This window comes from Epilithonimonas caeni DSM 17710 (assembly GCF_000426465.1).
In the GTDB taxonomy this organism is placed as follows: Bacteria; Bacteroidota; Bacteroidia; order Flavobacteriales; family Weeksellaceae; genus Epilithonimonas; species Epilithonimonas caeni.
Window position 1 is genome coordinate 469,961 of the sequence record NZ_AUFK01000009.1, and the last position, 16,987, is coordinate 486,947.

9 protein-coding genes are annotated in these 16,987 nt (G+C 38.1%); all 9 read right to left on the reverse strand.

Annotated elements, in window-relative coordinates:
• Window position 1: 1 nt before the first annotated feature.
• A complete protein-coding gene (locus K319_RS0103415) occupies window positions 2–646 on the reverse strand; it encodes a 3'-5' exonuclease (RefSeq protein ID WP_027382352.1) in 645 nt (214 codons plus the stop codon).
• A 74-nt stretch (window positions 647–720) separates the two neighbouring features.
• Complete coding sequence (locus K319_RS0103420; protein WP_027382353.1) at window positions 721–2,448, reverse strand: sodium:solute symporter family transporter; 1,728 nt, start codon at window positions 2,446–2,448, stop codon at window positions 721–723.
• A 3-nt stretch (window positions 2,449–2,451) separates the two neighbouring features.
• The gene (locus K319_RS0103425; RefSeq protein WP_027382354.1) at window positions 2,452–3,612 is read right to left on the reverse strand and encodes an aldose epimerase family protein; all 1,161 of its coding nucleotides are present in this window, start codon (window positions 3,610–3,612) and stop codon (window positions 2,452–2,454) included.
• 20 nt (window positions 3,613–3,632) lie between these two features.
• A complete protein-coding gene (araA, locus tag K319_RS0103430; RefSeq protein ID WP_027382355.1) occupies window positions 3,633–5,129 on the reverse strand; it encodes an L-arabinose isomerase in 1,497 nt (498 codons plus the stop codon).
• Between the two features lie 221 nt (window positions 5,130–5,350).
• Entirely contained in the window at window positions 5,351–6,049 is a 699-nt protein-coding gene (locus K319_RS0103435) for an L-ribulose-5-phosphate 4-epimerase (RefSeq protein WP_027382356.1), read from the reverse strand.
• Window positions 6,050–6,310: 261 nt separating this feature from the next.
• Window positions 6,311–8,008, reverse strand: a complete 1,698-nt coding sequence (locus K319_RS0103440; protein WP_027382357.1) for a ribulokinase — start codon at window positions 8,006–8,008, stop codon at window positions 6,311–6,313.
• Window positions 8,009–8,247: 239 nt separating this feature from the next.
• On the reverse strand, window positions 8,248–10,230 hold the full coding sequence (locus K319_RS0103445; RefSeq protein WP_027382358.1) for an alpha-L-arabinofuranosidase C-terminal domain-containing protein: 1,983 nt from the start codon (window positions 10,228–10,230) through the stop codon (window positions 8,248–8,250).
• Window positions 10,231–10,446: 216 nt separating this feature from the next.
• Entirely contained in the window at window positions 10,447–13,170 is a 2,724-nt protein-coding gene (locus tag K319_RS0103450) for a T9SS type A sorting domain-containing protein (RefSeq protein ID WP_027382359.1), read from the reverse strand.
• Between the two features lie 787 nt (window positions 13,171–13,957).
• On the reverse strand, window positions 13,958–16,585 hold the full coding sequence (locus tag K319_RS0103455) for a beta-glucosidase (RefSeq protein ID WP_027382360.1): 2,628 nt from the start codon (window positions 16,583–16,585) through the stop codon (window positions 13,958–13,960).
• Window positions 16,586–16,987: the final 402 nt, after the last annotated feature.

Here is a 16,987-nt window from a genome sequence, read left to right on the forward strand (position 1 = left end):
ATTACTTCATTTTATCTGTTAAAAACTTTAATCCGGATTTGATTTCCTGATGAATATTCTGAAATTCAATTTCTGAAATTTCTCCTCGTTTCTGGATTTCAAAAAAACATTTTGCTGTCATTTCTGCATCCACCATTGCATTGTGAGAACGTTCCATTGTGTCATTAAAAAGAAACTCGTAAAGCTGGTACAATCGAAAATAATCAGCTTCAGGATTAACAACGTAGTCTTTACTTTTGAGCATCGTACAGTAAAAATGACTTTTCAGAAAAGGGTTTTCCAGGTTTGCCCTGTAAAAATCGCAACTCAACGTGTGAATATCAAACTCTGTAAAATGTCCCGTAATCAATGGCTGAAATTCTTTAATATCCGAAGACAATTTTTCTAAAACCGTTTTTCTTTCTTGTCCGTTTTTGCTGAGAAACTCTTTTGTTATCCCGTGTATTTTTAATGACTTTGAACTGATTTTCAAATCATTATCAAAAATATAAAAATTTTCACGCTCAATTTCCTGAGCATTTTCGTCATAGATAATCCAGGCAACCTGAACTGCTGAAGGCCAATTACCCGTTTCAGAGTAAGGCAGATTCCAGCGTTTTGGAATTCCTGTGGTTTCGGTATCGATGAAAAGAAAATATGTTTTCAAAACACTGTCAAAATTATAAAAAAAATAAAAAGGATGCCCTTAATGACATCCTTTTTCTATAATGAAATTAAAATTTACCAAAATCTCACATAAAGTGCAGTGAGTAAAAGCAATGTCACGACAATTAAGACCAATGTTCTATTATCTACTTTGAACATTGTTGCATCAATAACAAAAGCTTTTGGATTGACTTTCGGTCCTGCAAGGCTGATGAAAATCATTACTACAATCGTAAAAAAGAATGACCATCCCATATTAATCAGAAACGGAATTTCGGTAATGGTATGAACTGTACCATTTTCCAATTTCTCATACGTGAAAGCGGTGTATAACCAAGTTTCTTTCCCGAAAATATCCACTGCAAAGCTATTGAAGAAAATCGCCAGGACAAATCCTAAAATTACTCCAACCAAAGCTGCAGTTCCGGTCGTTCTTTTCCAGAACATTCCTAAAAGGAACATCGCAAATACCCCAGGGCTAATAAATCCTGTATATTTCTGAATGAAGGTAAATCCTCCTTCACCACCAATTCCCAAAGCATCGGTCCAAGTAAATGCCAAAGCCACGAACATTGCTATGATAATTGCCCAACGTCCTGTTCTCACCATCTGAATTTCCGTAGCATCAGCTTTCAGGTATTTTTTGTAAATATCTAAAGTGAAAATAGTTGAAATACTATTTACCTTTCCTGCTAAAGACGCTACAATTGCGGCTGTTAAAGCGGCAACGGCAAGACCTTTAAGACCTGTAGGTAAAAAGCCTAAAATCGCAGAGTATGCACCATCTTTCACCCCGTTAAAGCCCGGTAAATGTCCCTTTGTGTATAATACATAAGCTGCAATTCCCGGAAGCATTACAATAATCGGCATAAATAATTTCAAGAATCCGGCGAATAGAATTCCGGTTCTTGCTGTTTTCAAATCTGCTCCTAAAGCTCTTTGCGTGATGTATTGATTACAACCCCAATAATTCAGATTCACAATCCACTGGCCTGCGAAATACATTGCCAAGCCCGGTAAAACCACATATTTCTGAACGTCAAGATTTTCCGGCATTGCTAAAGTTGTCGTTGTCTTAACTGGTTTGTCAAGCATTAATTTGAAATGTTGCGGTGCTTCATTCATCAATGTCTGAAAGCCTGCAAAAGCATTTCCTACGGCAGCTCCGTTGATTCGCTGGTCAACAATTTGCAGCGCCATATAAACCGTAGCAAAACCTCCGATAATTAAAACTGCTACCTGAATCACATCGGTGTAACCGATTACCTTCATCCCGCCCAAGCCAATCAGCAAAGCCATTAAAAGCAATCCTATCATAATAATATGCAAATTATCACCACCAAGCAGCGTATCAATCGCCAAGGCGCCTAAATAAAGAATTGAGGTAAGGTTTACAATTACATATAAAAACAGCCAGAAAACAGCCATAATCAATGAAACAGATTTGTTGTAACGGGTTTCCAGAAACTGGGGCATCGTATAAATCTTGTTTTTAAGATAAATCGGAATGAACCAAATGGCAATAATGATGAGTGCAAGCGCAGCAATCCATTCGTAAGCAGCCACGGCTACCCCTACGAAAAACCCTTCGCCACTCATCCCGATAAATTGTTCTGCCGAAATATTAGAAGCAATTAAACTGGCCCCGATTGCCCACCAAGTTAATGAGCCTTCTGCCAAAAAATAATCTTTGCTGCCTGAAGCCACGGATTTTTTCTTTCTGTAAATCCAAATTCCGTAAGACGCTACCACCACAAAATAAATAAGAAAAATGATGATATCAATAGTTGCTAAATTTCCCATACTTTATTTCTTAACTGAAAATTTATAAATTGTTTTCGACTGATATTTTTGTCCCGGCTTTAACTCTGTGGAAGGGAAAGAAGTCTGATTCGGAGAATCCGGGAAATGCTGAGTTTCTAAGCAAAAACCTGTTCGGAATTCATTTTTCCCTCCGGTTTTGGTATCAAATTTTCCATCAAGGAAATTTCCGGAATAGAACTGAACACCCGGTTCATCGGTAAGTACTTCCATCACTCTACCCGATTCTGCGTGATAAACTTTTGCGATACTTCTTAATCCGCTGCCATTCAGAATCCAGTTGTGGTCGTAGCCTTTTCCTTTTTTCAATTGGTCGTCATTTGAATTAATGTCTTTTCCGATAGGTTTTGAAACCGTGAAGTCAAACGGAGTTCCTTTCACCAATTTTTGCTCGCCAGTAGGAATTAACGTTTCATTCACCGATAAAAATTTATCTGCATTAATTTGCAATTCGTGATCAGTAATTGTTTTTGTGAAATTTCCGGAAAGATTGAAATATGAATGTTGCGTTAGATTCACAACAGTTGGTTTATCTGTTTCCGCTTCGTAAGAGATTTCCAGAGTGTTATCGTCAGTCAACGTGTAAAAAACAGTTGTTGTCAATTTTCCAGGATAACCTTCTTCTCCATCTGCACTTGTGTAGGTCAGCTTCAACGTTGGGAATTTTGCATCTTTTACAGGTTCAATATTCCAGAATTTAGTATGAAATCCTTCCTTTCCTCCGTGAAGACTGTTTGGACCGTCATTTTTGTCGATGTCATACGATTTGCCTTCCAATGTGAATTTGGCGTTGGCAATCCTGTTTCCGTAACGGCCAATCAATGCTCCAAAATAGTAAGGATTTCCGTTGAAATAATCTTCAGGTTTGGTAAATCCTAAAACGACATCTTCGTATTTTCCGTTTTTATCGGGAGCGGTAAGTGAAGTGATAATTCCACCGAAGTTAATGACTTCCAGCTTCATCCCGTTTTTGTTGGTCAAAGTATATTTTTTGATGGAATCGCCTTTTGACGTGACTCCGTAATCTGAAACCTGTATGTTTTCCATTGTTTCCGGTTGAGTTTTTGATTGATTTTCTTTTTTATTGCACCCGAAAATACATAAAACGGCAAAAAGAATTATCAGGTTGATACTTGTTTTTCTCATTTTTTAGAAGTTTTGCAAGTTTAACGATAATATATTTCATTCCAGCGAAGCGTGTTCTTAAAATCACGGATTTTCGTATCTTCATCAATAACAAGCGATTCGATACCTGCAATCTCCGCAAAATCTTCCAATTGTTCTACGCTGATGTTCTCACTGTAACACGTGTGATGCGCTCCACCTGCCAAAATCCACGCTTCAGCTGCCGTGTACAGGTCAGGAAGCGGTTTCCAAAGGACTCTCGCAACAGGAAGTTTTGGCAATTCTTCGGTAATTTCCAACGCTTTTGTTTTGTTGATTAACAGTCTGAAATGATTTCCGAAATCCATCAAAGCTGCATTCAGAGAATCAATATTTCCTCTGGAATTGAACACGAGACGCACTGGGTCTGCTTTTCCACCAATTCCCAATGGATGAATTTCACAAGATGGTTTATCAACCGCCAAAACAGGGTCAACTTCCAGCATATGCGAACCTAAAATCGAAGGATTTGAAGGGTTTAAATGATAAGTATAATCTTCCATAAAGGCATTTCCCCCTTCCAGACCTTGTCCCATTGTTTTCATTGCACGAACTAAAGCGGCAGTTTTCCAGTCGCCTTCTCCGGCAAATCCGTAACCTTTTTCCATTAATCTCTGAACGGCAATTCCGGGAAGCTGCTCTAACCCATGAAGGTCTTCAAACGTGTCTGAAAAACCTTTGAAGTTTCCTTCTTTCATGAATTTTTCCAGTCCTAATTCTATTCTTGCAGCCACTTCCAAAGATTTTCTATTGGCTCCACCGGAAAGAAGAGATTCAGCCATTTTGTATGAGGCTTCGTATTCCTCCATCAAAGTTTTAATCTCACCATCGCCTATGGAATTGACAACACTCACCAAATCCCCGATTCCCCAAGTGTTGACAGAAAATCCGAATTTGGTTTCCGCTTCCACTTTATCTCCGTCTGTAACCGCTACAAATCTCATATTATCTCCAAAACGGGCGAATTTTGCACCCTGCCAATCGTCCCATCCCGCTGCAACACGGCTCCAATCACCTATTTGTTTCTGAACTCTTTCTTCCGCCCAATGTCCTACAACAACTTTTCTGTTTTTACGAAGACGGCTTACCATAAATCCAAATTCCCTGTCGCCGTGAGCAGCCTGATTCAGGTTCATAAAATCCATATCCATTGTAGACCACGGAATATCCTGGTTGAACTGTGTATGAAGATGCAGCATTGGTTTTTGTAAAGCAGTCAGCCCGCGAATCCACATTTTTGCAGGCGAAAAAGTGTGCATCCAGGTTACGATTCCGATACAATCTTTTGCGGAGTTGGCAGCTGTAAGCGTTTCAAAAATTTCTTCTGTAGTTTTTACCGTTGGCTTTAAAACAACTTTTACAGGAATTTCCGAAGATGCATTAAGTGCTTCTACGATTTTTGCTGAATGTTCTGCAACCTGGGCTAATGTTTCAGATCCGTATAAATGTTGGCTTCCAGTAATAAACCAGATTTCTTTTGTATTGAGAGATGTTAACATATTTTATAAATGATGATTTATAATTGATAATTGATTTTTATTTTTATTTTTATTTTTATTTTTTTCCATAGGTTTAACCTACGGCTATTCATATTGAACCCTTCAGGTTCTGTAGGATTTTGTACATTTTCCTCCATAGATTTACACCTACGGCTACTGATATTGAACCCTTCGGGTTCAGATTTTCAAACGCAGCTAAAAGCCTATTGTCATAAGCTTTTTTACTGTCCGTAATAGGCATTTTTGCCGTGCTTTCTTTCGTAATGTTTTTTGATTAAGGAATCTTTTAAACGAGGTGCATCCGGATTAATTTGTCTTGTGAGATACGCCATTTCAGCGATGGTCTCAAGAACTTTGCTGTTGTAAACGGCTTTGTCGGCATTTTTTCCCCACGTGAATGGTCCATGGTTTCCGATGAGCACCATTTCCACTTCTTCATAAGATAATTGCTTTTCTTTGAAACATTCCAAAATCTGGATTCCGGTGTTGTATTCGTAATTTCCTTCGATTAAATCATCCCGCATGGGCGGAGCACAAGGAATATCCTTCGTCAAATGGTCTGCGTGTGTCGTTCCGAAAATCGGAATATCCAGCTGTGCCTGTGCCCAAGCTACAGAATAAATGGCGTGCGTATGGGAAATCCCGCCAATATTTTCCCAATTCTTATAGAGATAAGCGTGGGTTTTGGTGTCGGAAGATGGTCTTAAATTTCCTTCGACCACGTTGGCATCGTAATCTAAAATTACAATGTCTTCAGGCTTTAAAATCTCGTAAGGAACACCGCTTGGTTTGATGGCAAAAATTCCTTTGTCACGGTCAACGGCACTTACATTTCCGAATGTGTATACGACCAGCTTCAATGCATCGAGCTGCATATTGGCTTCGTAACATTCTCTTTGTAGTTCTTTATAGATATTCATTTTATTTACATATTTGTTGAAAATCTTTCTTTTCAAATCCATAGGTTTCACCTACGGTTATTCGTATTGAACCCTTCGGGTTCTAATCGCAGCCCGGCTTGAGCGGAAATCCTTTTTTGCATTGAAAAAGCCCTGGCAAAAAGATTGGGAGCCCTTCGACAAGCTCAGGATAAACCACAGACGAATTAAGCTGCCATAATAATTTTAGTTGTTAGTCAATGATTGTTTGTTGACGGTCTTTACTTTTGAAATTTCTATCAACTACAAACTATCAACTGTCGACTTTTTCTTTGATTTGATATTATTTTCGGTGAAATCTGCGAGAATCTGATACTGTTTCATAAACTCTGCATATTTTTCTACCTTTTCTTCCTGTGGGAAATACTCTGCCTCAAAATCGGAGCCCATTTTCTGGCTGGCTTCCTGAACAGTAGGATAAATTCTTGCTGCAACGGCTGCATACACAGCTGCGCCCAAAGCCGGGGCCTGGTCTGAGGCTGCAACGACAATCGGCATATTCAGTACATTAGCCAAAGTCTGCATAATGAAAGGTGATTTTCTGGCAACGCCTCCAATTCCTATTACCTTATTAATTTTAACGCCTTCCTCTTCGAAACGGTCGACAATTTTTTTAGCTCCAAAACAAATAGCATTCACCAACGCTTTGAAAATATGCGGTGCTTTTGTTCCCAAAGAAAGGTTACTAATAGCCATTTTTAGTTCCTGGTTCGCATCCGGCGTTCTGCGTCCGTTAATCCAGTCCAATGCAACCGGAACAACCTCCGAAAGTGAAATTTTTTCCGCTTCCAAAGTAAGATTGCGAATAAGATTGTTTTCTATTTCTTCTTTCAGCAAGTGTTTTTGATTTTCATCAATCACATTGGAATTCATCAGAATATTGTGTGTAGGCCAGGTCAGAATGTCTTTGTACCAAGCCAGAACATCTCCAAATGCAGATTGCCCCGCTTCCAGCCCCATCAACCCAGGAATTACAGAACCATCGACCTGCCCGCAAATTCCTTTTACAGTTTTGTCACCGATGACTTCGTAGGGAGCCACCATAATATCACAAGTTGAAGTTCCCATAATTCTGATGAGCGTATTTTCCTCGACTTTTGCTCCCACTGCTCCGGAATGGGCATCGAAAGTTCCTACAGCAATTACTGTTTTAGTCGTTAATCCTAATTTTGTCGCCCATTCCTGATTTAAATTTCCGGCAACTTCGTCTGAAGTATACGTTTTTTCATAAAGTCTGTCTCGGAGTGCTGACAATGACGGATCCAGCTGACCGAGAAAATCTTTGGAGGGAAGTCCATCCCACGATTCGTGCCACATTGCTTTGTGACCGGCTGCACAACGGCTTCTTTTAAAAGTTGCTAAATCCTGATTGTCGGAAAGTAAAAATGTGAGGTAATCGCAATGTTCCATCCAGCTGTAGGCCGCATCTTTAACATCTTCATCTTCTCTGCTGATATGGAGAATTTTTGCCCAAAACCATTCTGAGGAGTAAATTCCGCCTTCGAATCTGGTATAATCTTCGCCTCCCCAATTTCTTGCTAACTGATTGATTTCTTCGGCCTCATTTATTGAAGTATGGTCTTTCCATAACACCATCATTGCATTCGGATTTTCTGAAAATTGAGGCAAAAGCGATAATGCAATTCCTTCTTTATTCACAGGAAGTGGTGATGAACCCGTTGTATCAATACAAATGCTAACAATATTTTCGGGCGAAACTCCACTTTCTTTCACGACAGTTGAAATGGTTTTTTCCAACCCTTCGATGTGGTCGAGCGGATGTTGGCGGAATTGGTTTTTTTCTGGCTTGCAGAATTTTCCTTCTTTCCATCTTTGGTAATAACTTACGGAAGTCGCCAGTTCTGCCCCATTTTCTGTATCAATCAAAACAGCACGAACAGAATCTGTTCCGTAGTCTAAGCCGATAACATATTTTTTCATTAACGTGGATAATAAATTTTTTATGAATTATTTTAATAAATCCTTCGACAAACTCAGGATGACATCCCTAATATCAACTGCAATATTTACCATTGTCAGGCTTAGCCTGTCGAAGCTTTTTTAGTTTAAGATTGAGTTAATTCTTCATCAGAGATAAAACAAATATAAGATTCTATTTTAAATAAATGTAATATTTACACTTAATTTTATTTTTTTATTTTCTTGACAGTAGTTTAAAGCTATTTTATTTTCAAAACAATGAGAGAATTTGCCGGAATTCCGACAGAAATCTTTCCATTTTTCAAGCTGTGGGTTTCCTCAATCGGCTTAATAGTTTCTGTCTGGAAATTATTTTCATCTGAAAGTCCTGGAGAAGTCAATATAATTTTGGTGACATCATTGTTTAATTTGATATTTTTCGGATTAATTTCAACTAAAGTTTCCAAAGGATTAGTATTGACAATTTTAATGATGGTTTCTCCTTTTTTGTTGTCACGAACTGCCGATGCATAGAGATTATTCTCGCCCTTCAACGGTTTTCCGTTTTCGGAGATTTTAATTAAATCAGTTCCTTTATTGTTAGAAAATAATTTCTGAACATAATAATTTGGTGTTGCGTAAGATTTTAAATTATTAAACCAAATCAAATCCGGAGTCCATTGCCACCCATCTGCATGGGCGAAAAGCGGCGCATAGGAAGTCATCGTCACGACATCTGCATTGCGCTCCAGTCCTGTCATAAAAGCAGCTTCCGAAAGTGCGGTAAGCCAATTGTTTTTATTGTCAGGTTTCACGACGCCAACTGATTGCGCGGCATATTCTCCGGCGAAAACTTTAGGTCCGGAACGGTCATAATTATCATATCTTCCAGCATTTTTCAAAAACCATTCCGGGGAATTGTAGTAATGTTCGTCCACAATCTGAGCTTTGAGTTTTTTGAGCTCTTTCCATCCATAATCGAAAAATTCGCCATCAGGTGACGGTCCGCTTCCGGAAATGATTTTGATATCGGGATATTTAGCATGAATGGCTTTCTCAAAAACTTTGTAACGTTCGATGTAATCTGCGCCCCACTGTTCGTTTCCTACCCCGATGAATTTCATATTAAAAGGTTTTGGATGCCCCATTTCAACACGAATTTTTCCCCATTTTGTATGAGCATCGCCATTGGCAAATTCAATTAAATCCAAAGCATCCTGAACATACGGGTCTAAATCTTCCATTTTCACAAGTTCCGCCGTATTGAATTGGCACGCCATTCCGCAACTTAAAATCGGAAGCGGTTCTGCGCCTAAATCTTCCGCTAACTGGAAATATTCGAAAAAGCCAAGCCCGAAAGACTGCCAGTAATCCGGCGTAAGACGATGCGAAAAACCGTTGTTCCATTTATTAATAAGATTTTCACGGTCTTCTGTTTTACCGACCGTTTTTTTCCACTGATAACGTTCTGCTAATGTTCTTCCTTCCACAATACAGCCACCCGGAAAACGTAAAAATCCTGGCTGCAAATCATATAATTTCTGAACTAAATCTTTTCTTAAACCACCTTTTCTTCCTTTCCATGTATCTTGTGGGAAAAGTGAGATCATATCCATATTTACAATGCCTTTTCCGGTAAAAGTAATTTGAAGCTTTGTTTTTTCAACAGTTTTGGCAGGTGCAAAAACAGCATTGTATTTTTGCCAGCCTCCACCTTTGATGATTGTAGAAACTGATGAAATCACTGTTCCGTTTTCATCAATCAAGCTTGTATTGATGGCAGAAATATTTCCTGAAACGTTTTCTAAATTAAAACTTAAGTCATATTTCTCACCTTGATGGAGACCAATCCCTCTGAATCCTTCATTTTCCAGCACATAGTTTTTGTCATTCCAAACGGTAATTCTTGCGTAATTTTTATTGGTTTTTGACCTATCCGTTATAATCGTCAGAAAACCTGAATCCAGATTGGGAGAAAGTGTTTTGGTGTTGGGCTGTTTCCAACCTGTTAAAGGTTCATCAAATTCGAAGCTGCGATTTTTAATCAATTCAGCATACAATCCGCCATCCGCTGCGAAGTTGATATCTTCAAAGAAAATTCCGTACATCGTTGACTGGATTTTGATGTTGGTAGAAGTTCCGTCTAAATCGAGGAAATGCTTTTGGACATTTCCGTTTTGCGCCGAAAAGAGTGCAACACTTAGTGAAATAGCCGCTGTGAATATTTTGGTGTTTATTTTCATTCCTGATATATTATTTAAAAAGAAGTAATGATTTTACGCATGATAGAGTAATAACAAATATAAGATTCTATTTTTAATAAATGTAAAATAAACACTTATTTTAAATATTACCGATATATTCTTAAATCTCACTTTTTATTATTTATAATCCTTAAAAAGCCATCACAGAAATCTATGATGGCTTTGGATGAAAAAATGTTAATGAAAAAATTACTATTACTGTTTGATGAACTTGTTGGTTTCCGTCTTTTGGGTATTCCCGGAAACTATATAATATACTCCAGCCGTAAGTTTGGAAACATCTATCCTATTCTTACCCGATGTTAGTTTTCCTGTAAAGACCAAACTTCCTTTTGCATCAATGATCTTATATTCGGAATCCGAATTTTCAATTGTAACAAAGAGTTCCCCTTTTGCAGGATTCGGATAAATCTGTATTTTAGATCTAGCAATATCTCCAACGGCAAGCGTTTCAAATTCTAAAGGTAAAAGTGAAGCTGAATAGGCATTTTCTTCAGTGATATAAGCACTGAACGCCGGTACAGTCTCGTTTCCGCTTGCAATTTTGTAGAATCCGGCAGTCCCGCTCACAGTTTTAAGGACATAGCCTCCTGTATAAGCTTTTATCGTGCTGTAATCTGCATTGAACTGATTAGAAACAATCGCTTTCGGTGTAGAAACAGTACCCGATCCGGTGAATATAAACGTGCCGTTTCCGTTAACCAATACTGGTGTGTTTGCCGGAATTTTGCTATTGACAACCGCAGTACATAAAACCCTGGATGATGAAGGCTGCATATTATAAGCCTGCACACCATTTGGTACATTAGCCTCAAAAGGAAGTACGATCACTGCATATCCACTCAATGTTTTGGTATATGAAGCAGCAGTTGCCGTGAAAGTAAAAGGCGCATTAAAATCGCCACCCTGGTCGGATAGTTCCAATGATGCGGCAACAGTTCCTGAAACAACATTTGTATTGGCTGCTTTGGAAGAACTTGTACGGAATCCTGAACCGCTGCTGACATAAAATATACTGTTTGAATTGGCCATCTTGCTTTTCCAGTCAGCCGAAGTATTGATACCTGTCGTACTGGTGAAATCCAATGAGGTATAATAAGTATTTTCGTAAACATCCATCAGATTGCTGTCCCCATCCGAGTAAACGCCTGCAAACTTCATCGCTTTTTCATTTGAAATCCCAAAATAGACATCTCCGAAATTGAATGTCAGAATAGAACTGAAATTACCATTTCTAAGTCCGATAATTCCTTTGCAACCCGTTGTAAGAACTGCCCTGGAAATATCAAATACCAAATCGAAATTGGACGAGCCGGACGATGGCAAGTTAACTGTTCCATAATTATAGGACTTCACAACGCCAGCATTATCAACATAATATAAAGTCGTATTGGATGAAGTTGCAAGATTGCTCGTCGTATAACTATTAACATGGAAAACCAGTTTGTTGTAACGATCATCTAAACTGATGTATCCATTAGCATCTGTCGTATTGGAACTGATCAACGGCGTCGAGTTGTACAACGTAGCTGTTTTACCACTTAATTGGTAAGATGTTCCGAATGCAGGATTGGTAACGGATTGGGTTTCAATTTTAGAGTAATTAATATCCTGTCCCGTCATATTGGAAACTTCTCTGACATTACTTTTATCAAAAACAAAAGTGATAAAGCTTGATGGATTGACCTGAATGGTCGGACGGAAAGTCTCTGTAAAATTCTGATTAGAAGAAACCATATTAGAGGTTTCGTTGGTCATGATCTTTTGTGCAGACGTAGTATAGAATGGCAGATCTACTTTCAGTGTATAAGTATTGGCCGATGAGTTGAAAACCATCAGTTTTATCTTATCACCGGAATCATTGATGTACGCAGATCCCTGCATCGATCCCTGGTCGCTCCAGATGGCATCCAGTCTTTTTGAGCCCGTGGTATATTTTGCAAAATGAGAAAGGATATAACCACGTTTGGTAATTTCGCCAGCCACAGTTCCGTACAGGCCATCGCCCATCATCCCATAATATCTTTTCGTCGCATAATGGATCCAGGCATTTCCTCCGCCTACCATAACATCATTGACGCTTTTTGCAAAGTCAAATGCATCGGTATTCCAAGAAAAATTTCTGGTGCCACCATTGGAATTCCAGTTGATCAGAAACTCTGTCATCCAGATTTCTTTGTTCGTGTTCAGGAAACCTTTGTATGTTGAGCCTATCCCACCATATTGATGTCCCGCATAGATCTCAAATTTCGGCAAAACATCTGTGGTAAGAAGTGCATTGGCATAATTGTTTGACATTCCGACGGTTTCCGGCACGATGATCCTGCAGGAAATAACGTCAGAATAATTCTTAAGAAAATTGGTGATCTGAGTCGGTGTGTAAGTACATCCCGCATAAGTAACGACATAATCCGGTTCATTTTGCAGGGATATTGCGTATAATTCGACACCGTTATCTCTGAGATAAACCACGAATTCATTCAGATAATTAGCAAAATCTGCATAATTTTCCTCTTTCAGAAATCCCTCTACCCCATTATAAGTTCCGGCATCATTACCATTGGTCTTCCATTCTGCGGGTGGCGACCACGGACTTGCAAAAATAATCAGACCCAAAGATGCTGCTTTTTGTGCAGTGGCAAGAGCCGCGCTCCAATTCTCCTTGGTTGTAGGAATATAAAGCCGCATAATGTTATATCCGGCATCGCTGTTGGCACCCCACATTTTTTCAATTTCTGCAGGCGTCATATGGTCGTAAGCAAACTGAGGACTACACACAAAACCTCCAAATCCGGTAATTTTCTGCCTTGGTGTTGCATCGATACGGACTTTCGGAGTTTGAGCAATTAAATGAAATGTGGATAAAACAATTACAAAAAATGTGATTCTTCTAATAGATGTAGTAATAAATTTGTTCATAACATAAGTTTTATTTTTAATGATTTTGAATTTTTAAAAGATCATCAGCAACTTCTCATTCTAAAAAACACAATACAATAGCTGATGCAATTTGAACAAATGCATCCTTAACGAGATTTTAAAGATTTATTGAAGAGTTACAATTTAAAATCAGCCTTTTTAAAATCTAACTAAAAACAAATAGCAGATTTTTTCAGTCTTAAAATTGCCATACTATTTAGAGAAGTAAATCGTTAGTTTCATATTAATTTTGAATTAGATATTATTATAACCGAATATAATAAAAATACTCAATATTAAACCAATTAACATGAGAATAAATCAAATAAAATACCAATTTTAGATAAAATATACAATAATTAAACATCATTGTTTCATGAATAGCTTATCATTGAATTAACAATTAGTTAACATTAAGATCTTTTGTTAAAGAAATTTTCCCGATATAAATATTATTATTGATAAACAAAAAATAATGATAATATATGATAAGGATTATACTATCATATTTGTAAAAATTATCTAAAAAATATATTATTTATAATAAATTAAATCTTTTTATATCACAATTTCCAATTAATCTCTTACGAAAAAAGGCAGATGACCGTATCTAATTGTTATATATTGAAAAATATTTGATTTTTATCTTTGACTTCCTTTAGTAAAAATCAACTAAAAATTCAATCTGTAGAATCATATTCCAATTGATACATAAATAGAAAACCCTTCCATATTTAGAAGGGTAATCAGTTTTAGAATCGGCTAGATATAAAGTAAATCCATTATTTTATTTCACTTTTACCTGAAGGCTTTTCAATCCGGATTCATCGGAAGTTCCGCCGTAGAAGATGGTGTAATCTCCAGCTTTCGGAGTCAAGTCATCCTCTTTTTCATCATAAAATTTAAATGAATCTTTAGAAACATTTAATTGGATATTTTTTGTTTCCTTAGATTTAATCAAAACCCTTTCAAAGGCTCTCAAAGTCTTTACAGGAGCCAAAGAATCATTATTTCTTTTCACATAAACCTGAATCACTTCCTCACCGTCTCTTTCAGAATTATTGGTAACAGGAATTGTAATCGTAACATTTTCATTGGAATTGATGGTATTTTTGCTCAATTTGGCATTTCCGTAAGCAAATTTTGAATAACTCAACCCGTGGCCGAAAGCATACAACGGTTTTTCTGTCATATAACGGTAGGTTCTTCCCTGCATATCATAGTTTTCAAAACCCTGATGTTTGCTGGTTTTAGATAAATTATTGTCGAGCTGTTCCAGATTTTTGTAGAATGTAACCGGCAACCTTCCGGACGGATTGTAATCTCCCGCCAAAACATCTGCAACCGCAGTTCCTCCGGCTTGTCCGCCATACCAAGCGTTCAGTAATGCATCATAATTTTTTTCATCCTTTTCCAAACCAAGCGAACTTCCTGTACAAAGCACAAAAACGACTGGTTTTCCTGTTTTTCTTAATTCAGCTAACAGTTCACGCTGAACTTTTGGAAGGTCGATGGAAGTTTTATCACCACCTTTGAAACCTTCTGCATTCACCATCATTTCTTCGCCTTCCAGACTTGGAGAAAGTCCGCCTGCAAAAATAATGACATCCGCATCTTTCACTTTTTCCCTTACGGCATCGAAGTTCACAGGGTCTTTTCTGTACACGTCAAAAGTGATGCTTACATATTTTCCTTTCTGACTATGACGCAATTCTATTTGATACTCTTTTCCTTTCTCCATTTTTATAGGAAATTCCGAAGGATGTCTTGCATCGGGGCCTTTTCTGGTGGCAATTTCTTTACCGTCAACGAAAAGTGTATAAACATCGGATGTTGAGGGTGAAAGAATCACATCGCCCGTATAAGGACTTTTGAAAACTCCGGAAATGATGGACGAAGTATTTTCTCTTTCCACGTTCGGAGCAAACTGAGTTCCGCCAAAACTGTTGTAGTTGATTCCTGTTTTATTGACAGAAATATTCGCAGATTTCCCTTTGAATTCATTGTTGTTAAAAAACTCTACTTTCATTCCTTTCTCACCGCTTTTCTGGCTTAAAAAGTTTTGGTAAAGAGAGGTTCTGGAAGATGGGTCGGCGACTTCGGTTCCTTTCTCATAAATGATTTCTGCATTTGGAAATTTGGTTTTGATTCCGTCCAAGATCGTTACAATGGAAGAAGGTGTTCCGTTATAATTTCCCAGCTGCATGAGTCCGTCATCGGCGTTTGGACCGACAACAGCAATCTTTTTGATATTTTTATTCAAAGGCAAAACATTATTCTCATTTTTCATCAGAACAATAGATTTCTGAGCCATTTTTAAAGCCTGTTTTTTATGCTCATCAGAATCCACAACTGAATATGGAATGGAGTTCCAGTGAACGGAAGATTTTGGGTCGAGCATTCCCAACTCAAACCAACCTTTCAGAATTCTTTGCATAGAAATATCGAGGTCTTTCTCCGTGATTAATCCGCTTGCGAGAGATTTGTTTAAATTATTATACGTGTCGCCACACTCTAAATCTGTAGAATGTTTCAGGGCGTCTGCGGCGGTAGTTTTTTCGTCGGGATGTGTTCCGTGGTACTGTTTCTGGTAGAAATCTGCCAAAGCCCAGCAATCGGAAACGACCATTCCATCGTAGTTCCATTTTCCACGGAGAATTTCTGTCAGCAAAGTATTGTTGGCGCAGCACGGCTGTCCGTCGAATGCATTGTACGCACACATCACTTCCCTTACATTTCCTTCCAAAACCAATGCTTTGAAAGCCGGAAGATAGGTTTCATACAAATCTCTTTTGGAAACTTCGGCGTTGTAAGAATGGCGGTTCCATTCCGGGCCGCTGTGAACGGCGAAATGTTTGGCACAGGCGTGGGTTTTGAAATATTTCGGGTCGTTTCCTTGCAAACCTTTTACCGCAGCAACGCCCAAAACAGAAGTCAGATACGGGTCTTCACCGTATGTTTCCTGACCCCTTCCCCATCTTGGGTCGCGGAAAATATTGATGTTTGGCGTCCAAAATGTAAGACCTTCGTAACGACCTGTTTTCTGAGATTCGTCAAAAGATTTATTGTATTTTGCTCTGGCTTCATCAGAAATCATTTCAAAAGTTTTGAGATGCTCCGGAACGTCCCAGGTTGCCGCCATTCCGATGGCTTGAGGAAAAACCGTGGCTGTTCCTGCCCTTGCAACACCGTGAAGCGCCTCATTCCACCAACCGTAACCGGGAATATCCAATCTGGGAACTGCTTTAGAATTATCCATCATCATTCCGATTTTTTCATCAACCGTCAATAAACCGAGAAGATTGTCGATTCTCTGCTCGACCGGAAGCTTTGGGTCTTGGAACGGATATTTATGATTCTGTGCGGATGAGAAGGCGCAGATGAAGACTGATAAGGAAAACAGGACTTTTTTCATTAGATTTTATTTAAAATATCACTTGAATATCAAATTGATTCTAGAAATTGAAATTCGATATCCGATTGATAACAAATATAAGATTCTATTTTTAATAAATGTATTATTAACACTTAATTTGTCTGAAAATTTTAAACTTATTGACTTATCCTTTTAATTAATATTGAAGAACTACGATTAATAGAAGTATTTTCTAGTAGAAGCCCTTCGACAAGCTCAGGGTGACATCTCAAATACTAACCATAATATTTAATGTTGTCAGACTGAGCCTGTCGAAGCCTTTATAAGTAAAAGGTATGGGTCAATAAACTTATTTATTCTCTAAGTTTAATATGGAAATCCGTTTTCGACATATTGCTGATAAACCTAATGGTTTTTCGTCCTTAGGAATCAAAATCTCTT